The organism is Paragemmobacter ruber, assembly GCF_009908315.1.
Classification (GTDB): domain Bacteria; phylum Pseudomonadota; class Alphaproteobacteria; order Rhodobacterales; family Rhodobacteraceae; genus Paragemmobacter; species Paragemmobacter ruber.
Genome location: NZ_JAAATW010000004.1, coordinates 21671 through 40733 on the forward strand (window position 1 = coordinate 21671; position 19063 = coordinate 40733).

Consider the following 19063-nt stretch of genomic DNA (forward strand, 5'->3'; position numbering starts at 1 on the left):
TTCTTTGGTAGATTTCAGGGAAATTGAACATGATCCGCCTCGAAGCCTTGCGCGCCTTTGTCGAAGTGGCCGATCACGGCAACATCAAGGATGCCTCGGAACGGCTGTTTCGTACGCCTTCGGCCCTGTCCATGACGCTGAAACAGATCGAAGACCGGCTGGGATGCCCGCTGTTCGAAACCGATCGCAAGTCCAGCCTCACCGACATGGGGCGCTTCCTCTACGATCAGGCCGTTGTCCTGTTGCGCGACTACGACCGCGCGATGGAGCGGATCGACGCGCAGTCCAAGGCGCGCAGCGGGCGCTTGCGCATCGCCTCTGTCCCATCGGTGGCGACGATGCTGCTGCCCGCCTTCCTGCAGGAATTCATTTCCACCCGTCCCGATCTTGATGTCGAACTGGTCGATACCGACAGCACCGATGTCCGCCTTCTGGTCGAGACGGGGCAGGTCGATCTCGGCATAGCCGGGTTTTCGGCCGATCAGCCCGGCATCGCCACGCGGCCCGTTTTCCGCGATCCCTTCCTTCTGGTCTGTCGCACGGACAGCCTGCTTGCCGCCAAGGGGCCGGTGCTCGACTGGGATGATCTGAAAGGCCAATCCCTCATCGTGAACGAGGCGGCCCGCGGCCTGCCGTCAGACGGGTTTCAGGCACTCGTCCGAGAGGCGCGCTTTTCGGTGCGCAACGTGGCATCCCTGATCGCCATGGTGCAATCGGGCATGGGCGTCACGCTTCTGCCCGCACTGGCCACGGTCAATCTGCCCGCCGCGCTGACCGCCCGGTCCCTGCGCGATCCGGCCTGCCTGCGCACGGTCAGCCTGCTCTGGCGGGCGGGCCGCGTCCACAGCCCCGTCGCCCAGCGGTTCCTGCAGGACTTCGTGCTTGCCGCGAGGCAGACAACACGCAGCCTTGGGCTCGAAGCCATGGGGTGAACCGGGCTTCGCCGCGCAGCACCACGTCCCTCCGGCCGCGTTGACCATTGCAGCACCGCCAACGATCCGGCACGTCATTCCGGTCGCGGTCGGGGCGCCGCAGCACCAGCGAACGGCACAGCCCGGCTATGGCGAAAGAAGCGCACTCACTTCCCCAGGGCCGCGATGCACCTTCCCGCCGCCAACCCGACCTCCTGGTCGGCGCCGCGCAGCAGGATGACGCAAGTCATCCCGACCGCGATGATCCATTTATCCGGGTTTGGCGCCGCGCGGTCAGGATGGTTCGGGTTGACGCAAATTCCCCGTCAACGCGGCCAATCCAAAGCACGGCGGCAGCCGCGTCGTGAACATGCCGTCGCGCGGCCCCGCCCTGTGCTACACCGTCAGAGGTTCAACCCTACCCAAGCCCCATTGCGCGCCGAGGACCGGGCACAGGCATCGACGAAGGCCACGCCCTCCAGCCCCTCCCGCAGGCCGGGGAAAGTGGTCCCCTCCGGCAGGGGCGTGCCCGACTTGGCCGCGCGGATCGCGCGCGCCGCTTCGGTGTAGATCGTGGCGAAACCTTCCAGATACCCTTCCGGGTGGCCCGGCGGCACACGGCTGACCCGGCCCGCCTCCGGCCCCGAACCGGCCCCGCCCCGCGTGATCAGCCGCTTGGGTTGTCCGAATGGCGTGAACCACAGATAGTTCGGGTCTTCCTGCGCCCATTCCAGACCGCCCTTCGATCCGTAAACCCGCAGCCGCAGCCCGTTCTCGTTGCCTGGCGCCACCTGGCTGCACATGAGCGTGCCTTTCGCCCCGCCCCGGAACCGCATCAGCACATGGCCGTTGTCATCCACCCGCCGCCCCGGAACGAACGCACTTAGGTCCGCCGCCAGTGCCTCCAGCGAAAGCCCGGTCACGAAATTCGCAAGGTTGAAGGCGTGGGTGCCGATATCGCCCGTCGATCCGCCCACCCCCGACCGCGCCGGATCGGTGCGCCATTCGGCCTGCTTGTTGGTCACCGCCTCGGTCAGCCAGTCCTGCAGGTATTCCACATGCACCACGCGGATCTCGCCCAGCTCGCCCGCCGCCACCATGGCCTTGGCCTGCCGCACCATCGGATAGCCCGTGTAATTATGCGTCAGCGCAAAGACCACGCCCGACGCCTCCGCCGCCTTGGCCAGCCGCTTTGCTTCGGGCAAAGTTGCCGTAAGCGGCTTGTCACAGATCACATGGATACCCCGCCGCAGGAACTGCATCGCCACCGGGGCGTGCATGTGGTTCGGCGTGACGATGGCCACCGCGTCAATCCCGTCCTTCCGCCGCGCCTCGCGCGCGGCCATGTCGGCAAAGCTCGTATAGGCCCGCGCCACCCCCAGATCGGCGGCCGAAGCCAGCGCCTTCTCTGGATCGGCCGAGAACGCGCCAGCCACAAGTTCGTACTGGTCGTCGATCCGGGCCGCGATGCGGTGAACGGCACCGATGAACGCGTCCCGGCCCCCCCCAACCATCCCGAGGCGCAGGCGCTCCGGGCGGGCGGTATGTGCGGCATCAATGGGCATGAAAGCACCTCGCTTATTGATTTTTGTCCAAGACCGTATGGCGGGCCGCGGGCGCACCCCGGCCCGCCCGCTCATTCCAGCCGCTTCATTCCAGGCCGAGCATCCGGCGGTTCGCGGCGCGGTCCGTTCCGGCATCGGCGAAATCGTCAAAGGCCTTTTCCGTCACGCGAATGATATGGGCCGCGACAAAGGCCGCCCCTTCCCGAGCGCCGTCTTCGGGGTGCTTCAGGCAACATTCCCATTCCACCACGGCCCAGCCGTCAAAGCCGTATTGGGTCAGCTTTGAAAAGATGCCGCCGAAATCCACCTGTCCGTCACCCGGACTGCGGAACCGCCCCGCCCGGTTCACCCAGGATTGGAAACCGCCATAAACCCCCTGCCGCCCCGTCGGGTTCAACTCGGCATCCTTCACATGGAACATGCGGATCCGGTCGTGATAGATGTCGATGTGGTCCAGATAATCCAGATGCTGCAGCACATAATGGCTGGGATCATACAGCATGTTGGCGCGGCCGTGACCCTTTACCCGATCAAGGAACATCTCAAAGCTGATGCCGTCATGCAGATCCTCGCCCGGGTGGATCTCATAGCAGACATCCACCCCGCATTCCTCGGCATGGTTCAGGATCGGCAGCCAGCGCCGCGCCAATTCGTCAAAGGCCTCTTCCACCAGCCCCGCCGGGCGCTGCGGCCACGGATAGACGAAAGGCCACGCCAGCGCGCCGGAAAACGTCGCATGGGCCGACAGGCCAAGGTTGCGTGACGCGCTCAGCGCCTTCTTCACCTGATCCACGGCCCATTCTGCACGCGCCTTGGGATTGCCCCGCACGGCAGGGGCGGCAAAGCCGTCAAAGGCCGTGTCATAGGCCGGATGCACGGCCACAAGCTGGCCCTGCAGATGGGTGGAAAGCTCGGTCACGGCGATGCCGTTCTCGGCCGCCTCGCCCTTGAATGTGTCGCAGTAATCCTTCGACGTCGCAGCCTTCTCCAGATCAAACAGCCGCGCATCCCAGCTTGGCACTTGCACGCCCACATAGCCGCAATCCGCCGCCCAAGCGGTGATCGACCGCCACGAATTGAACGGCGCAGCATCGCCCGCAAACTGCGCCAGAAACAGCGCCGGGCCCTTCATCGTTTTCATCTGATCCCTCCTCCCTTTTCGGCCCGCTTGGTGCGGACCTTGATCCCTCTGCAGGGGCCAACCTGCCCTGCTCCTCCCCATCTGTCCGTCACGGTTCCGATATGCTGGCCGATCCCATGTATCCTGTCCACCTCGCAATTGCCGCCCTCAGGCGCGTCCGCTTCGTCCTTGCAAGATAGACAGCATCCGCTTCGCCGCCGCCTCTTCGTCGCCGTGATCAACGGCGCCCACCAGGGCGTCGTACTCGGTCGCCACCGCACCTGCCAAACCCTCGCGCGGCGCGTTGCCATCACCATCCAGCCGCGCCAGCACCGCCACGGCCACCCCGAATTCGATCACGGACGTGGCGGCCCGCAGAAAGGGATTGCCCGACGCCTCGGCCACCAGTCGATGGATCTCGAACAGCGCAAGCGCAAAGGGTTCGGGTTGATGCGACTGCACCGAAAGCTGGTTCTTCCAGTACTGCATGAGCCGGATCTGCTCGGCCTCGCGGTTGCGCGCCGCCAGCCGCGCCGCCTGCACCTCAAGGCTTTCACGGATCACGTCGAAGGCGGCAAGGAACCCCTCCGTCGGCCCGCTTTCCAGCTTCCAGGTCAGCACCTGCCGGTCGAACATGTTCCACCGCGACTGCGGCAGCACCCGCGTCCCCACCTTGGCCCGCGCCTCCACCAGCCCCTTCGCCTCCAGCGTCTTCAGCGCCTCGCGCAGCACGGTGCGCGACACGCCGAAGCGGTCCATCATCTCGGCATCGCCGGGCAGGCTTGATCCCACGGGCATCTCTCCGGCCACGATGGCCCGCCCGACCTCGTTGATCACATAAGAATGGAAGTTCCGCGCCGCTTGCCGCCCAGAGAGCGTTCGGATCAGGCTCCCGGGTTCGCTCATCTTTCTCGGTCCAAGGGATCAGGTTCTTCGCGGCCCGGCCCGGAAGACCAGCCGCTGCAGCACGATGAACATAAACAAAAGCACACCGACCACAATCTTGGTCCACCAACTCGACAGCGTTCCATCGAACACGATGTAGGTCTGCACCAAGCCTTGCAGCATCACGCCGATGAACGTGCCCGCCACGAACCCGTATCCGCCCGTCAGCAGCGTGCCCCCGATGACCACCGCTGCGATGGCATCCAGTTCAACCCCCAGCGCGTTCAGCGAATACCCCGCCGATGTGTAAAGCGAAAACACCACCCCCGCCAAACCCGCCAGCGCCGATGACAGCGCATAGATCGCGATCGTCGTGCGCGCCACCGGCACACCCATCAGCGCGGCCGAGGTTTCCGATCCCCCCAGCGCATAGATGTTCGATCCGAACCGCGTCCGATGTGCCAGAAGGATGGCCAGAGCAAAGACCGCCAGCATGATCATCCCGATCACCGTAAGCCGCCCACCGCCCGGCATCAGGATGTAGCTGCGCGACACGGCGGTGTAGAAGTCATGCTCGATCCCGATGCTGTCGGGCGACAGGACCGATGCGCCGCCCCGCGCAAGGAACATCCCTGCCAGCGTCACGATGAAACTGGGCACCCGCAGGTAATGGATCGCCGCCCCCATCACCGCCCCGAACAGCGCCGCCACGGCCAGCGCCACCGCAAAGGCCGCCAGCGGGTGCAGACCCACCCACATGATCAAGACGGCGATCAGCACCGTGGTAAACCCGATCACCGCCCCCACCGAAAGGTCGATCCCGCCGGACAGGATGACAAAGGTCATCCCCACCGCCGCGATCCCCAGAAAGGCATTGTCGGTCAGGAAATTCCCCACCACCCGGGTGGACAGCATCCCCGGATGCTGGCCCACCGCCATCAGATAGGCGAACAGGAAGATCAGGGCGGTCGCCAGAAGCGGGCGCAGGCTACGGTTCATTTCGCTTTTCCGGAATTGCCGCCCGACCGGCCACGGAACATCCGCGCCGACAATGGCGATTGCAGGACAAGGATCACGATGATCACGGCAGACTTCACCACCAGATTGAACTCGGGCGAAAAGCCCGAAATCAGGATGCCGGTGTTCATCGCCTGAATGATGATCGCGCCCAGCACCGCCATGGGAATGGAGAACCGCCCCCCCAGCAGGGATGTGCCCCCGATCACCACCGCAAGGATGGCATCCAGTTCCAGCCACAGGCCCGCATTATTGGCATCCGCCCCCCGGATGTCGCCTGCCACGATCAGCCCGGCCACCGCCGCGCAGAACCCGGCGAAGGTATAGACGATCAGCAGCAGCGCCCCGGCAGACAGCCCGGCAAATCGCGCCGCCGACCGGTTCACCCCCACGGCCTCGATCAGCAGGCCAAGCGCGGTGCGCCGCACCGCCAGCGTGGCCGCGATCATCAGCAGCAGCGCAATGACCACCGGCGTGGGCAGGCCAAGGATCGACCCCGTCCCGATGAACACCAGCACCGGGTCCGAAAAGGTGACGATCGACCCTTCGGTGACAAGCTGCGCCAGCCCGCGCCCCGCCACCATCAGGACCAGCGTCGCGATGATCGGCTGGATGTCCAGCACCGTCACCAGAATCCCGTTCCACAGCCCGCACAGAAGCCCGGCCCCCAGCGCCGCCGCCACTGCAACCGGGGCGGACACGCCGGAACTCACCAATGTCGCCGCCACCGCGCCGGAAATCGCCATCACGGCGCCCACCGACAGATCCACCCCCTTGGTCGCGATCACCGCCGTCATCCCGATGGCCAGAATGGCCACGGGGGCGCCCCGGTTCAGCACGTCGATCAGGCTGCCGAACAGCCGCCCGTCCTGCCATGTGATGGTGAAGAAACCGGGAAACAGCATCCAGTTCACCAGCAGCACGGCTATCAGCGCGATGACCTGCGGACGGGTGAAGAAGGCATGGATCGGCCGCGCGCGCGGATAGGGCGGCTGCGTCGTCGGGCGCAGATCAATCGTCGGCCGCGTCATGCCCGTGCCTCCCGTGTCGTGCCTGCAATCGCCTCGACAATCGCCTCCGGGGCGATCGCATCGCCCTCCAGTTCCGCCACCATCTCGCGGTCGCGCATCACCACCACCCGGTTCGAATAGGCCACCACCTCATCCAGTTCGGACGAGATCACGAACAGCGCCAGCCCCTCCTCGCGCAGGCGGTTGATTGTCCGCACGATTTCGGCATGGGCGCCCACGTCGATGCCCCGCGTTGGCTCGTCCAGGATCAGGAACGTCGGATCAATCGCCAGCCAGCGCGCAAGGATCACCTTCTGCTGGTTCCCCCCGGACAGAAGCTTCACCGGCATGTCATGGCTTGCCGCCCGGATATCCAGCGCTTCGGCATAACGCCCGGCCAGTTCGATCTGATCCTCGTGGTTCAGCGCCCGGAACCAGCCCAGCTTTGCCTGCAGCGCGATGATGATGTTCTCGCGCACCGACAGATCGCCAAAGATGCCGTCCAGCTTGCGATCCTCGGGACAAAAGCCGAAACCCGCGGCCACCGCCTGCGCCGGATTGCGCACCGAAACCGCCTCACCATCCACCCGCACCTCGCCGCCCTCGGCCGCATCCACGCCGAACATCAGCCGCGCCACCTCGGTCCGTCCCGATCCGAGCAGCCCCGCCACCCCCACGACCTCGCCCTCATGGATGGCCAGATCGAAGGGCGGCATCCCCTTGCGTCCGATCCCCTTGAACTCCACCCGCACCGCACCGCGCGGCCCGCCCGCCAGCGCCGAAGGGTGATGCTCAAAGGCCATGTCCTTGCCCAACATCATCCGCACCACATCCGTGGTGTTCAGCGCCGCCAAGGGTTGCGTCGCCACCCGCGTGCCATTGCGCAGGATCGTCACCCGGTCGGCCAGCGCAAAGACCTGATCCAGAAAATGGGTGATGAAGATGATGGCAAGCCCATCCGCCCGCAGCCCGCGCACCACGTCGAACAGCCGTTCCACCTCGTTGCGGTCAAGGCTGGCCGTGGGTTCGTCCAGCACCAGCACCTTGCCCGACAGTTCCACCGCCCGGGCAATCGCCACGATCTGCTGCACCGCGACCGAAAACTCCGAAAGCTCCGCCCGCACGTCGATATCCAGCCCGTACCGCGCCAGCAGTTCGCGCGCCCGCCGCACGATCCCGGCCCGGTCCACAAGGCCGAAACGCGTGGGTTGGCGGCCAAGGAACAGGTTTTCCGCCACCGAACGGTTGGGCAGCAGGTTCACCTCCTGATACACCGTTCCGATGCCAAAGCTCTGCCCGTGCAGCGGGTTGCGCAGTTGGATCGGCGTCCCGTCCAGCCGCAACTCGCCCTCATCGGGCTGATAGGCCCCGGTCAGGATCTTGATCAGTGTCGATTTGCCCGCGCCGTTCTCTCCCAGCAGGGCATGAACCTCTCCCGCATGGGCCGTGAAATCGACGCCATCCAGCGCCCGGTGCTGGCCAAAGATCTTCACGATCCCCTGCGCCTCGAGCACCGGCCTTCCGCCCGGCGCCGCCATCTCCTCGGCCATGCCAGCCCCCTCGCTTCCCATCATCTCACTGTCCGCCGATCCGGCGGATAACGCAATTCCGCCGGGCGGGGGCAAACCCGCGCCCGGCGGCGCCTCGGGGAGGAAACCTTAGTATCCGAGGTCTTTACGACGCTCATACTCCCCCTGCGGATCGTCGGTCGGGGTATAGAGCTTGCTTTCCGTGATGATGAATTTCGGCGGCACCGTGCCCGCATCCCAATAGGCCTGCAGCGCGTCAAAGGCCGGGCCGGCCATGTTCGGCGTCAGTTCCACCGTTGCATTGGCCTCGCCCGTCGCCATGGCGGAAAAGATGTCTGGCACAGCGTCGATCGACACAACCAGAATATCCGCCCCGGGCTTCAGCCCGGCATCCTTGATCGCCTGGATCGCGCCCACCGCCATGTCGTCATTATGGGCGTAGACGGCACAGATATTCGCGCCGCCGCCTTCGGCCTTCAGGAAGCCTTCCATCACTTCCTTGCCCTTGGAGCGGGTGAAATCGCCGGTCTGGCTGCGGATGATCGCCAGGTTGTCCTTGCCCGCGAGGGCCTCTTCAAAGCCCTGCTTGCGGTTGATCGCGGGCGACGAACCGACCGTCCCCTGCAGTTCCACCACATTGCACGGCTTGTCGCCGACCGCGGCCACCAGCCACTCGCCCGCGACCCGGCCTTCCACCACCTGATCCGACGCGACCGATGTCAGGTACAGGTCTTCCGGCGCCTCGATCCCGCGGTCCAGCAACACGACCGGGATGTTGGCTTCCTTCGCCTCGGTCAGCACTTCCTCCCAGCCGGTCGCCACGACAGGCGCCACAAGGATCGCGTCCACGCCCTGCGCGACAAAGCCCCGGATGGCCTTGATCTGGTTTTCCTGCTTCTGCTGCGCGTCGGCGAACTTCAGGTCGATCCCCCGCGCTTCCGCCTCGGCCTTGGTCACGCTCGTCTCTGCCGCGCGCCAGCCGGATTCCGATCCGATCTGCGAGAAGCCGATCACCTTGCCGTCCAATCCTTCCGCCCACGCTGCGGAAAGCAACAGGCTTCCCAGTCCCGCGCCAAGCGCGAGAGTCTTGATTCCCTTCATCTATTCCTCCCTTGGATGTCGATGCCACTCTCCTCAGGTGGCTCTCTTTACGGTAGCAAAAGTAATACTATATGCAAGAATTCTGTCCGGGGGCGGTCGCTGCTCTGCAGCATGGCAGCCCTGCCGGGCGCCCGCATCCGCAATCGTGAAACAGTTTCAGACACCTGCCGAATGCTGCAGCGCAACGCGGGCCGGGGTCTTGCCAGGGCAACTTCCGGCGCCTGGCCCGACCTGACACCCGGCGCGGGCGCGTCCCAGCCATGCGCAAACCCGGCGTTCCCTGGCCCGCGCCGCGCATGATTCGCGCCCCCGTTACGGCTCCCGCGCCCGCTGCGTGTTGAACAGCTGCATGAACATCAGCCGCCGCGTGCGGGACACAGTCGCGCTGTCGCCGTTCACAAGCTCAAGCGTGATCTGACCGTTCTCCTCGTCACGCACCGATGCGATGGCCGAAAACGCCACCCATTGCGACCGGTTCACCTGCACGCCGTACCGCCCGTCATGCAGTGCCGCGACATCTGACAGCTTTGCCCGCACCATGCTGCGCGCCGTGCGTGTGACCACGTTCAGATAATGGTCTTCCGTCCGCACCGATTGGATTTCGCTTATCGTAAAGACGCGATCCGCGATCCGTACGATGGTGCGGTCTGCAAAGGCATCAGGTGCCACGGGCGGCTCGCTGGTCGCGTCCCCCGGCAACCGGTCGGGTTCGCCCGATGATGGCACGGCCTGCCGCATCTCTTGCGGACGCGCAGCCTCGACCGGCGGGGATTGCTGCCGCGATCCTGCGGGCGCTGGTGTCTCTGCCTGTTGTTCGACCTGCGCCAGCGGGTGCTGGGGCACCACGAACTGCACATGCATCATGTCCATAAGGAGAAGCACCAGAAAATCTTGCGTCACGGACATCAGAAAGATCGGGACAGGCAGCCAATCCCCCGCCTGGAGCAGAACCACGACACCCTGCCGCGTCATCTCGGCAATCATCACGATCGGCAACAGGATGAACGGCGTGTAAAGCCGCCGGACATGGCGCTTGCGAAAAAGGTGCAGCATCCACCCGCCGATCAGCACATAGCCAAGGATCACCGCCAGGGCCATGGAAAGCCATAGCACCGGCAACTGCCAACCGATCAGGCGATCAGTGGCATGGCTTTCGTCCAGCAGGGCATGGATGCCGACACAAAGGATCGCGAACCGCAGAAAAACCGGGTGCAAAACGTAATCCGCGGCCGAATCACTGCGTATGAAAAAGCTCGTTCCAAACGCAGAAACCACATGCGCGTTAGAAACAATGCTGCGCTGCTCACTCATAGGCTACTCACACCCTAACAAACTCAACCCACAGTTCTCGATTACGGCATTTGCCACCGCAACCCGGCGCTTCCTTTACACCGCACCAACGGGTCTGACCGCTCCAGAACAGCCACAGCGCAGGGCGCGAAGGTCCGCTTCCGCCAAAGGCAGTGGGGCGAGTCACAATTTCCCGCCACCAATGGCCGTCCACGCACATCGGAAACAATATGGCGGCGCCAATGGCGTTGTCCACGGGTCGCAAGCAGTACTTCGTGCCTGGTGACTGGCGCCAACCGACGTTGCCGACATTTCGACGGGTTTTTTCCCCGTTTTCGACTGAGCGCGCCACGAATTCCGAAGAAACCTCTAACAGTTTCAATTGTATCGGTCTTTGACGGCTGTCCGTCGCCTCCGATGCGCTGCGTTTCTCGCAATTTGGCCGGGTCTGCTCCGGTGCAAGGCGGGATGGGGGCACGCGGCGGCATCCTGGCGGGTCTGGAAGGCAGCTTAGGGGACAGTGTGTGTGTAATCAGTAAAGGCAGCTGCCATGCCCTCGTTCTTCCTACCGCCGCGACAGGCGTGCGGTCACACTTATGCGGACGGGCATGATGCCGCCCGCAATCTCCATCCCGAAAGACAGGCCACGCTGTGGCGCCTTGCGGCGCGGTCCGCGCGCTCGGCGCTCGGCGGCCCGCACTTGGCACGGCATGTCGCGCGCCGCGTCCGCCTAGGCCACGCGTGGCCCGCGTCTGCGCCCTCCACCGGCTGCCGACGCTGGTCGGCCGGTTGCCCCGCTGCCGCCAGCGCGCCCGCAGCCTTCCCCGCGTTTCGCCCCCTTTGAATTGATCCGCCGGGCCCGGCCCAGGCGCGAGAGAATGGAGATACACCATGGCCTTCCAGATCAACAGCACCGCAATCCAACCGCTTGCCGCCCTGATCCAGCTGAACTTCAGCACGGCAACGACGCAAACCATCAACCTGACCTTGAACCTGGGTCAGGTGCTGACGCAGTCGGGAACGCTCAACGCGGATGATCCGAACAACAACGGCCTGATCACCCGGGGCGAGACGATCGACCACAACAACCCCGATGGCGTGTTCGGCCTGCTCGATGCCATTCCCGATCTGCACAATGCCAGTGTCCTTGGCGTCGGGAAGATGAGCGCGCTGGTCACCGGGCTGCTGGTCGATTACCCCGTGCTCCTCGTCCAGAGCGGCGGCGATCAATACCTGATCTATCCCAACGGTGGCCCCGATCTGCTGTCGGTCGTCACCGGCACGATCAACACCAACATCACCTTCTTCAAGGATGGCGCGATCGACGGCGGCGGCAAGCTTGTCACGCCACCTGCGGCAGATGGGGTGGTGAACGGGACCAGCGGGGCTGATCTGATGAACCCCGGTTTCACCGATCCGCAGCTGGATCAGGTCGATGGCAAAGACGGTGTTAACGATGTGATCGCGGCCGGCGCGGGCAACGATACCGTGAACGCCGGTCAGGGCAATGATACGGTTGACGGCGGCACGGGTGCCGACGTCCTGAACGGCGGTGTCGGCAATGACCAGATCGGCGGCGGCGAAGGCGCCGACACGATCACCGGCGGCGCGGGCGATGACCTGGTCGAAGGCGGCGTCGGCGACGATGTCCTTTACGGCGATGACAGTGCCACCAGCGTCGGCCCGGTGGAACAGACCGTCGCGCCAGTACCCGGTGCAAAACACACGCTCCTCGTCTGGCAGCTTGACCAGGTCACCGTCACCAACCTGGGCAAGAATGACTTCCCCTTCCCGGATGATGCCAGCGGCGAAGAGGATGTCGCCGGCTCCACCTTCCGCATCAACAGCAACGCGGTGCCTGTGGCGGTCGGGGTCAACGACGATGACAAGAAGTTCGACGATGGCGACGGCGATCAGGTGCTGGCCAAGCCCATCACCCTCAATGGCATTTCCGAACCCGAAGGCAAGCGGTTCACGCCCGAATATGCCTACTGCGTCCGCGCCTCGGACGGGACGATCATCAACGTCTATGCTGTCGAACTGGAAGGCAACAACACCGTCGGCTTCGTGACGGACAAGCCGTTGACGGTGGGGGAGACCTACACCTTCCTTGGCCGCATCACCACGCATCCCGAAATCAACTATGACGCCCTGACCGACAGCTGGGTTGTCAGCACGGCACCAGCGACCCCCGGCGTCGGGAACGACACCGTGAACGGCGGTGACGGGAACGACCATCTGTTTGGCGGTGCAGGCAACGATACGCTCAACGGCGATGCCGGCAACGATCAGATCAACGGCGATGCCGGGAACGACGCACTCTCTGGCGGCAGCGGGAACGATACGCTTACGGGCGGGGCCGGATCCGATGTTCTGGCCGGTGGCGAAGGCAGTGACAACCTCGCCGGCAATGATGGCGACGACGATCTGATCGTGTCCAGTGGCGACCGTGCCGAAGGCGGCTCGGGGGATGATGAATTCCGCGTGGACCCCACGACGACGGGTAACGCCACCATCACGGTGATTGGCGGTGAAACCGGCGAAGACCTGTCCGATCCCACGAACGGGGGCGCCGGGGACGTGCTCGACCTTCGCGGTCTGACGGGGGTTACCGTTACGCCCACAGGGGCCGAAAGCGGCGTGGCCACGTTTGTAAACAACCTCAATCAGACGGTCACGATCAACTACTCTGAAATCGAACGTGTCCTGCGCGATACCAACGGGGTTGTTGACGGCACCGCAGGCAACGATGTGATCACGCCCACCTCCGGGCCCGGCGGCACGCCTTTTGTCGATGCCGAGGGCGACCAGCTGGACGGCGCACAACTGAACGACACCATCGCCGCGGGCGCAGGCAATGACAGGGTCGATGCGGGTCAGGGCAATGACACCGTGTTTGGCGGCACGGGTGCTGACAGCATCACGGGTGGCATCGGCAACGATGTCATCAACGGCGATGAAGGTGCAGACACGCTTGTCGGCGGGGCCGGCAATGACGCGCTGAACGGCGGATCGGGGGATGACGATATCGCCGTCGGCGGCGCGGATACCGCTTCTGGCGGGGCAGGCGACGACGTCTTTACCGTCGATGCCACCGATCCGGCAACCGACATCAACGCCACCATCGACGGCAATGGCGACGCCACCTCGGGCCAGCCCGAAGATGCCGCCAATGGCGATGCCGGCGATATCCTCGATCTGTCTTCCGGCACGTCGGGCCAGGTGGTGACCTACGGGACCAACCCCGAAACCGGCACCGTCAACGGCTTGGATGGCGATGCAGCAACCGACATCGGCTTTGCCGAGATCGAGCGCGTGCTCACCGGTTCCGGCAATGACACGATCAATGGCGGCGCCGCCAATGGCCCCATCGTGGTGGATACCGGGTCGGGCAACGACACGGTAACCGGCGGTTCGGGCAATGACAGCCTCAACACGGGTGCAGGCGACGATACCGTCGCTGGTGGCGGCGGAAACGATTCCATCGCCGCGGGCGGCGGTGACGACTCGGTCGATGGGGGCAGTGGCGACGACACGCTGCAGGGCAACGAAGGCGAAGATACGCTTGCGGGTGATCAGGGCAATGACAGCCTCGACGGCGGTGCAGATGACGACAGCCTGACCGGCAATGACGGCAACGATACGCTGAACGGCGGCACCGGCGACGATACGCTGGATGGCGGCGCGAATGACGACCGGCTCACCGGCGGCGATGGTCAGGACAGCATCGTCGGCGGCACCGGGAACGACACCCTGGCGGGCGACGGCGGGAACGACACGCTGAATGGCGGCGACGGCGCTGACAGCATCGGCGGCGGCACCGGCAATGACAGCATGATCGGCGGCGATGGCGCGGATACGCTGTCGGGCGGTGAGGGGGCCGATACGCTGCAGGGCGGCGCGGGCAATGACTCGCTGATCGGGGGCGATGGCGACGATGACATCGTGGCCGCCGCCGGCGACGTGGCCCAGGGCGGCGCGGGTGACGATGAATTCACCATCGACCCCACGCTTGCCGGCGCGGCGCCGATCACCGTGATCGGTGGCGAAACGGTCGAAGAAGCGGTGATTGATCCCACCAACAACCCTGCCGGGCGCATTGGAGATGTGCTCGATCTGCGTGGCCTGACGGATGTGGCGGTGGTCTACACCAATCCTGATCCGATCAGCGGCACGTCTGAAAGCGGCACGGCGACCTATCGCAACACATCGGGCCAGCTTGTCACGATCAACTTCTCGGAAATCGAGACGGTGCTGACCAGCGCCGATGGCGTGGTCGATGGCACGGGTGGCGGCGATCTGATGACGCCGACCAGCGGCCCGGGTGGCGCGCCCTTCACCGATCCGCAGGGCGACCAGATCGACGGGGCCGATGGCTTGAACGATAGTGTCGCCGCAGGCGCGGGCAATGACACCGTGGATGCAGGTCAGGGCAATGACACCGTGGATGGTGGCACCGGCAACGACGTGCTGGCCGGTGGCGCGGGCGATGACAGCCTGATCGGCAACACCGGGGCTGACACGCTCGATGGCGGCGCGGGCAACGATGTGTTGTCGGGCGGCGCGGGCGATGACAGCCTGAGCGGGGGTATCGGCGACGATACGCTCAACGGCGATGCCGGGCGCGACACGCTGGCAGGCGGTGCAGGCAATGATCGCCTTGTCGGCGGGGATGACGATGACACCCTGTCGGGCAACGAAGGGCGCGACACGCTGTTCGGCGGTTCGGGCAATGACCTGCTCGATGGCGGCGACGAGGCCGACAACCTCAACGGCGAAGAGGGCAACGATACCCTCCTTGGCGGTGGCGGGAACGACACCATCCTTGCCGCTGCGGGCAACGACTCGGTCAACGGTGATGGCGGGGACGACTCGATCATTGCGGGGCAGGGCGATGATGTTGTCGATGGCGGTGCAGGGAACGATATCCTTGTCGGCAGCGAAGGGCAGGATCTGCTCCGGGGCGGCGATGGCGCGGATGACCTGATCGGCGATGTGGGCAATGACACGCTCGAAGGCGGGGCAGGGGCAGATACGCTGTCGGGCAATGCCGGGTCTGACTCGCTGACCGGCGGCGAAGGCAATGACAGCCTCTTCGGGGGCGGCAATGACGATGACATCATCGTCGGCGCGGGCGACCGGGCCGATGGCGGGGATGGCGACGACGAATTCCGCGTCAACCCGGCCCTGTCGGGCAACGCAAGCATCACCGTCATCGGCGGCGAGGCGGGCGAAGACCTGACCGATCCGACGAATGGCGGGAACGGTGACGTCCTCGATCTGCGCGGCCTGACCAATGCCACCGTCGCCTTCTCCGGCGCGGAAAGCGGCACGGCCAGCTATCAGAACGGCGGCGGCCAGACCGTCACCATCGCCTTCTCGGAAATCGAGCGCGTCCTTCTGGACAGCAACGGCGTGGTCGATGGCACCACGGCGGGCGATCTGATGACGCCCACCTCGGGTGCGGGCGGCACGCCGTTCCGGGACAACCAGGGCGATCAGATCGACGGCGCCGATGGCCTGAACGACACGATCGCTGCCGGTCAGGGCAATGACACGGTCGATGCCGGCCAGGGTGATGACACCGTCGATGGCGGCACCGGCAATGACAGCCTCACCGGCAATGTCGGCAATGACAGCGTCATCGGTGGCGCGGGCGACGATACGCTTGCGGGCGATCTTGGCGACGACACGCTTGCCGGCGACGAAGGCGCCGACAGCCTGTCGGGCGGCAACGGCAATGACACGCTGACCGGCGGCGAAGGCACCGACACCCTGCTGGGTGGCATCGGCAACGACCTGCTGGATGGCGGGACCGAAGCCGACAGTCTCGAAGGTGGTGCAGGCAATGACACGCTGCAAGGCGGCACAGGGTCCGACACGCTGCAAGGCGGGGCCGGGGCCGACAGCGTGGTCGGCGGCGCGGGCGATGACGACATCACCGTCGGCGGGGCCGATACAGCCAGCGGCAACTCTGGCGATGACGTGTTCACCGTCGATGCCTCTGATCCGAACCTCGCCGCGCAGATCTTTGGCGGCAGCGACGGCACGGATGGAAACCCGGATGATGCGGCCAATGGTGATGCGGGCGATCTGCTCGATCTCTCCGCGGGCACCACGGCACAGACGGTGAACTTCGATGCCAACCCGGAAAACGGCACCGTCAACGGGTTGGACGGCGATGCGGGGATCGACGTCACCTTCGCGGAAATCGAACGGGTCCTCACCGGGTCTGCGGGCGATACCGTCAACGGGGCGGGGGCCAATGGTCCCATCGACATCGGCACGAATGGTGGCAACGACACCATCACGACCGGTGCCGGCAACGACATCATCGACGCCGGTGCCGATGACGACCTCGTCACCGCAAATGGCGGCAATGACAGCATCCTCGGCGGGGCCGGGAACGACACGCTGGATGCAGGCGCAGGCAACGACACCGTCGATGCGGGTTCGGGGAACGACTCCGTCTATGGCGGCGACGGGCGCGATCTTCTGTCGGGTGGTGACGGCAACGACACCATGGATGGCGGTGCCGCGAACGACACGCTCGCTGGTGGCGCAGGCGACGACCGGCTCACCGGCGGGGATGGCGATGACAGCGTCACCGGCAACGAAGGGCGTGACACGCTCATCGGCGGTCCGGGCAACGACACGCTGGATGGCGGCGACGATGCCGACAGCCTGCAGGGCGGCCAGGGCAATGACAGCATCATCGGCGGTGGCGGCGATGACACGGTCGAAGGCAACCTCGGCAATGACACGATCCAGGGCGGCGATGGCAATGACAGCCTTGCCGGCAATGAGGGTGACGATCAGATCGACGGTGGCGACGGAAACGACAGTGTCCTTGGAGGGGACGGTCGGGATCAGGTCATCGGCGGTGCCGGGAATGACCTCATCAACACCCGCGCCACGGCGGCGGTCCCTGATGAGGCGGGCGCCCTGTCCGATCCCAACCCGAACGATGACCGTGACACCGTGTTCGGCGGTATCGGCAATGATACGATCCTGACGGGCGACGATGCCGATCTGATCGACGGCGGCGATGGGAATGACTCCATCGACGCGGGCGTGGATGATGACACCATCCTCGGCGGGCAGGGCGACGATACCATCATCGCGGAAGAAGGCGATGACAGTGTCGATGGCGGGGTCGGCAATGATCTGCTCTATGGCGGGTCCACAACCGAAACCGCGGCCGATCTGCCCAATGACGGCAGCGATCCGCTAGTCAGCAACAACGAAGACACGATCCGCGGCGGTGAGGGCAACGACACCATCTTCGGGCGTGACGACAACGACACCCTGATCGGCGATGCCGGGAACGATGTCATCTTCGGCGGGCTGGACGATGACAGCATCGACGGCGGCATCGGCAACGACTCGCTGTCAGGCGACGCAGGCAATGACACGCTGACAGGCGGCACCGGCAACGACACCCTGCAGGGTGGCGAAGGCCGCGACCGTCTGGCAGGGGGGGGCGGGGCCGACCTCATGGTCGGTGGCATCGGGGCAGACCTCTTCGTTGCCGAAGGCACCGACACCATCACCGACTTCGATGCCACCACCGGCATCCAGGGCACCGATGGCGCAACGACCGATGACAACGACTTTGTCGATCTGTCGGGCTTCTACAACGAGGCGAACCTCGCCGCCTATAACGCGGCCAATCCGGGCGCGACCTTCGACAACCCGCTGGAATGGCTCCGCGCCGATCAGGCGGATGGCGTCCTGCAAGGGGCGGCGGGTCTGCGCATCCAGAACGGCGGCGCGGCGGTGGCGGGCGATCTGCTCAACGTCGAAAACACCGCCGTTGTCTGCTTCACCCGGGGCAGCCGCATCCTGACGGCGGAAGGCGAAAAGGCGATCGAAGATCTCGCCGCGGGCGATCTGGTTCTGACCATGGACCACGGCTATCAGCCGATCCGTTGGATCGGGTCCAGCACCGTCGCCGGCAAGGGCCGCTTTGCCCCGATCGTGATCGAGGCAGGCACCCTCGGCAACACCCGCACCCTGCGCGTGTCGCCGCAGCACCGTATGCTTGTGTCCGGTTGGCAAGCCGAACTTCTGTTCGACGAACCCGAGGTGCTGGTGGCCGCCAAGATGCTGGTCAATGACCAGACGATCCGTGCCGAAGAGGTGGATCAGGTGGAATACTTCCACATGCTCTTCGACGCGCATGAAATCGTCTACGCCGAAGGTGCACCGTCGGAAAGCTTCCATCCCGGCCATGTCGGCTGGGGTGCGCTGGCCGAAGCCGCACGCGAAGAAATCCTGTCGCTCTTCCCGCAGCTGGAAGACATGGATTTCGCCGCCTATGGCCCATCGGCCCGCCGCAGCCTCACCGCCGCCGAAGCGCGCGTCGCCCGCGACACGATCTTTGGCGACGGCGTGACCCGCGCCGCAGAATAAGCGTCGCAACGAACCAGACGAGCGGACCCCGAACCGGGGTCCGCCGCCCCATCCGACCTTTTGCCAACCCTGTCCCTGCCAAAGGTCTGATCACGGGCCCAACCTTTCGCCCTGCACTTCCGCCGCCAGCTGCGCAAATCTGCCAAGGCAGTTCCGCAGCCATGCTCTGCGCAGGAAGGGGGCAATTCTGTCAGCCCAGTTTGCAAAAGCCCTGTTCGCG

10 protein-coding genes are annotated in these 19063 nt (G+C 65.2%); 2 read left to right on the forward strand and 8 right to left on the reverse strand.

The window, feature by feature from the left end; translation table 11 throughout:
* Positions 1 to 29: 29 nt before the first annotated feature.
* The gene (locus tag GU920_RS16165; protein WP_161768159.1) at positions 30 to 932 is read left to right on the forward strand and encodes a LysR family transcriptional regulator; all 903 of its coding nucleotides are present in this window, start codon (positions 30 to 32) and stop codon (positions 930 to 932) included.
* A gap of 383 nt (positions 933 to 1315) precedes the next feature.
* Here the strand turns inward: GU920_RS16165 and GU920_RS16170 are convergent, their stop codons facing one another.
* The 8 genes from GU920_RS16170 to GU920_RS16205 all read right to left on the reverse strand — a co-directional run bounded on the left by GU920_RS16170 (position 1316) and on the right by GU920_RS16205 (position 10353).
* Positions 1316 to 2476 (reverse strand): Gfo/Idh/MocA family protein, encoded by a 1161-nt coding sequence (locus GU920_RS16170; protein WP_235933359.1) that lies wholly within the window; start codon positions 2474 to 2476, stop codon positions 1316 to 1318.
* Positions 2477 to 2561: 85 nt separating this feature from the next.
* The gene (locus tag GU920_RS16175) at positions 2562 to 3617 is read right to left on the reverse strand and encodes a sugar phosphate isomerase/epimerase family protein (protein ID WP_161768160.1); all 1056 of its coding nucleotides are present in this window, start codon (positions 3615 to 3617) and stop codon (positions 2562 to 2564) included.
* A gap of 147 nt (positions 3618 to 3764) precedes the next feature.
* The gene (locus GU920_RS16180; protein ID WP_161768161.1) at positions 3765 to 4502 is read right to left on the reverse strand and encodes a FadR/GntR family transcriptional regulator; all 738 of its coding nucleotides are present in this window, start codon (positions 4500 to 4502) and stop codon (positions 3765 to 3767) included.
* Positions 4503 to 4520: 18 nt separating this feature from the next.
* A complete protein-coding gene (gene yjfF, locus GU920_RS16185; RefSeq protein ID WP_161768162.1) occupies positions 4521 to 5480 on the reverse strand; it encodes a galactofuranose ABC transporter, permease protein YjfF in 960 nt (319 codons plus the stop codon).
* A complete protein-coding gene (locus GU920_RS16190) occupies positions 5477 to 6529 on the reverse strand; it encodes an ABC transporter permease (protein ID WP_161768163.1) in 1053 nt (350 codons plus the stop codon). Before GU920_RS16190 ends, yjfF begins: the two co-directional genes overlap by 4 nt.
* Positions 6526 to 8058 (reverse strand): sugar ABC transporter ATP-binding protein, encoded by a 1533-nt coding sequence (locus tag GU920_RS16195; protein WP_201744200.1) that lies wholly within the window; start codon positions 8056 to 8058, stop codon positions 6526 to 6528. Before GU920_RS16195 ends, GU920_RS16190 begins: the two co-directional genes overlap by 4 nt.
* A gap of 108 nt (positions 8059 to 8166) precedes the next feature.
* Positions 8167 to 9138: a galactofuranose ABC transporter, galactofuranose-binding protein YtfQ gene (gene ytfQ / locus GU920_RS16200; RefSeq protein ID WP_161768164.1), complete on the reverse strand. Its 972-nt coding sequence runs from the start codon at positions 9136 to 9138 to the stop codon at positions 8167 to 8169.
* 312 nt (positions 9139 to 9450) lie between these two features.
* A complete protein-coding gene (locus GU920_RS16205; protein WP_161768165.1) occupies positions 9451 to 10353 on the reverse strand; it encodes a LytTR family DNA-binding domain-containing protein in 903 nt (300 codons plus the stop codon).
* A gap of 966 nt (positions 10354 to 11319) precedes the next feature.
* Here GU920_RS16205 and GU920_RS16210 point away from each other — a divergent pair.
* The gene (locus tag GU920_RS16210; protein WP_161768166.1) at positions 11320 to 18843 is read left to right on the forward strand and encodes a Hint domain-containing protein; all 7524 of its coding nucleotides are present in this window, start codon (positions 11320 to 11322) and stop codon (positions 18841 to 18843) included.
* Positions 18844 to 19063: the final 220 nt, after the last annotated feature.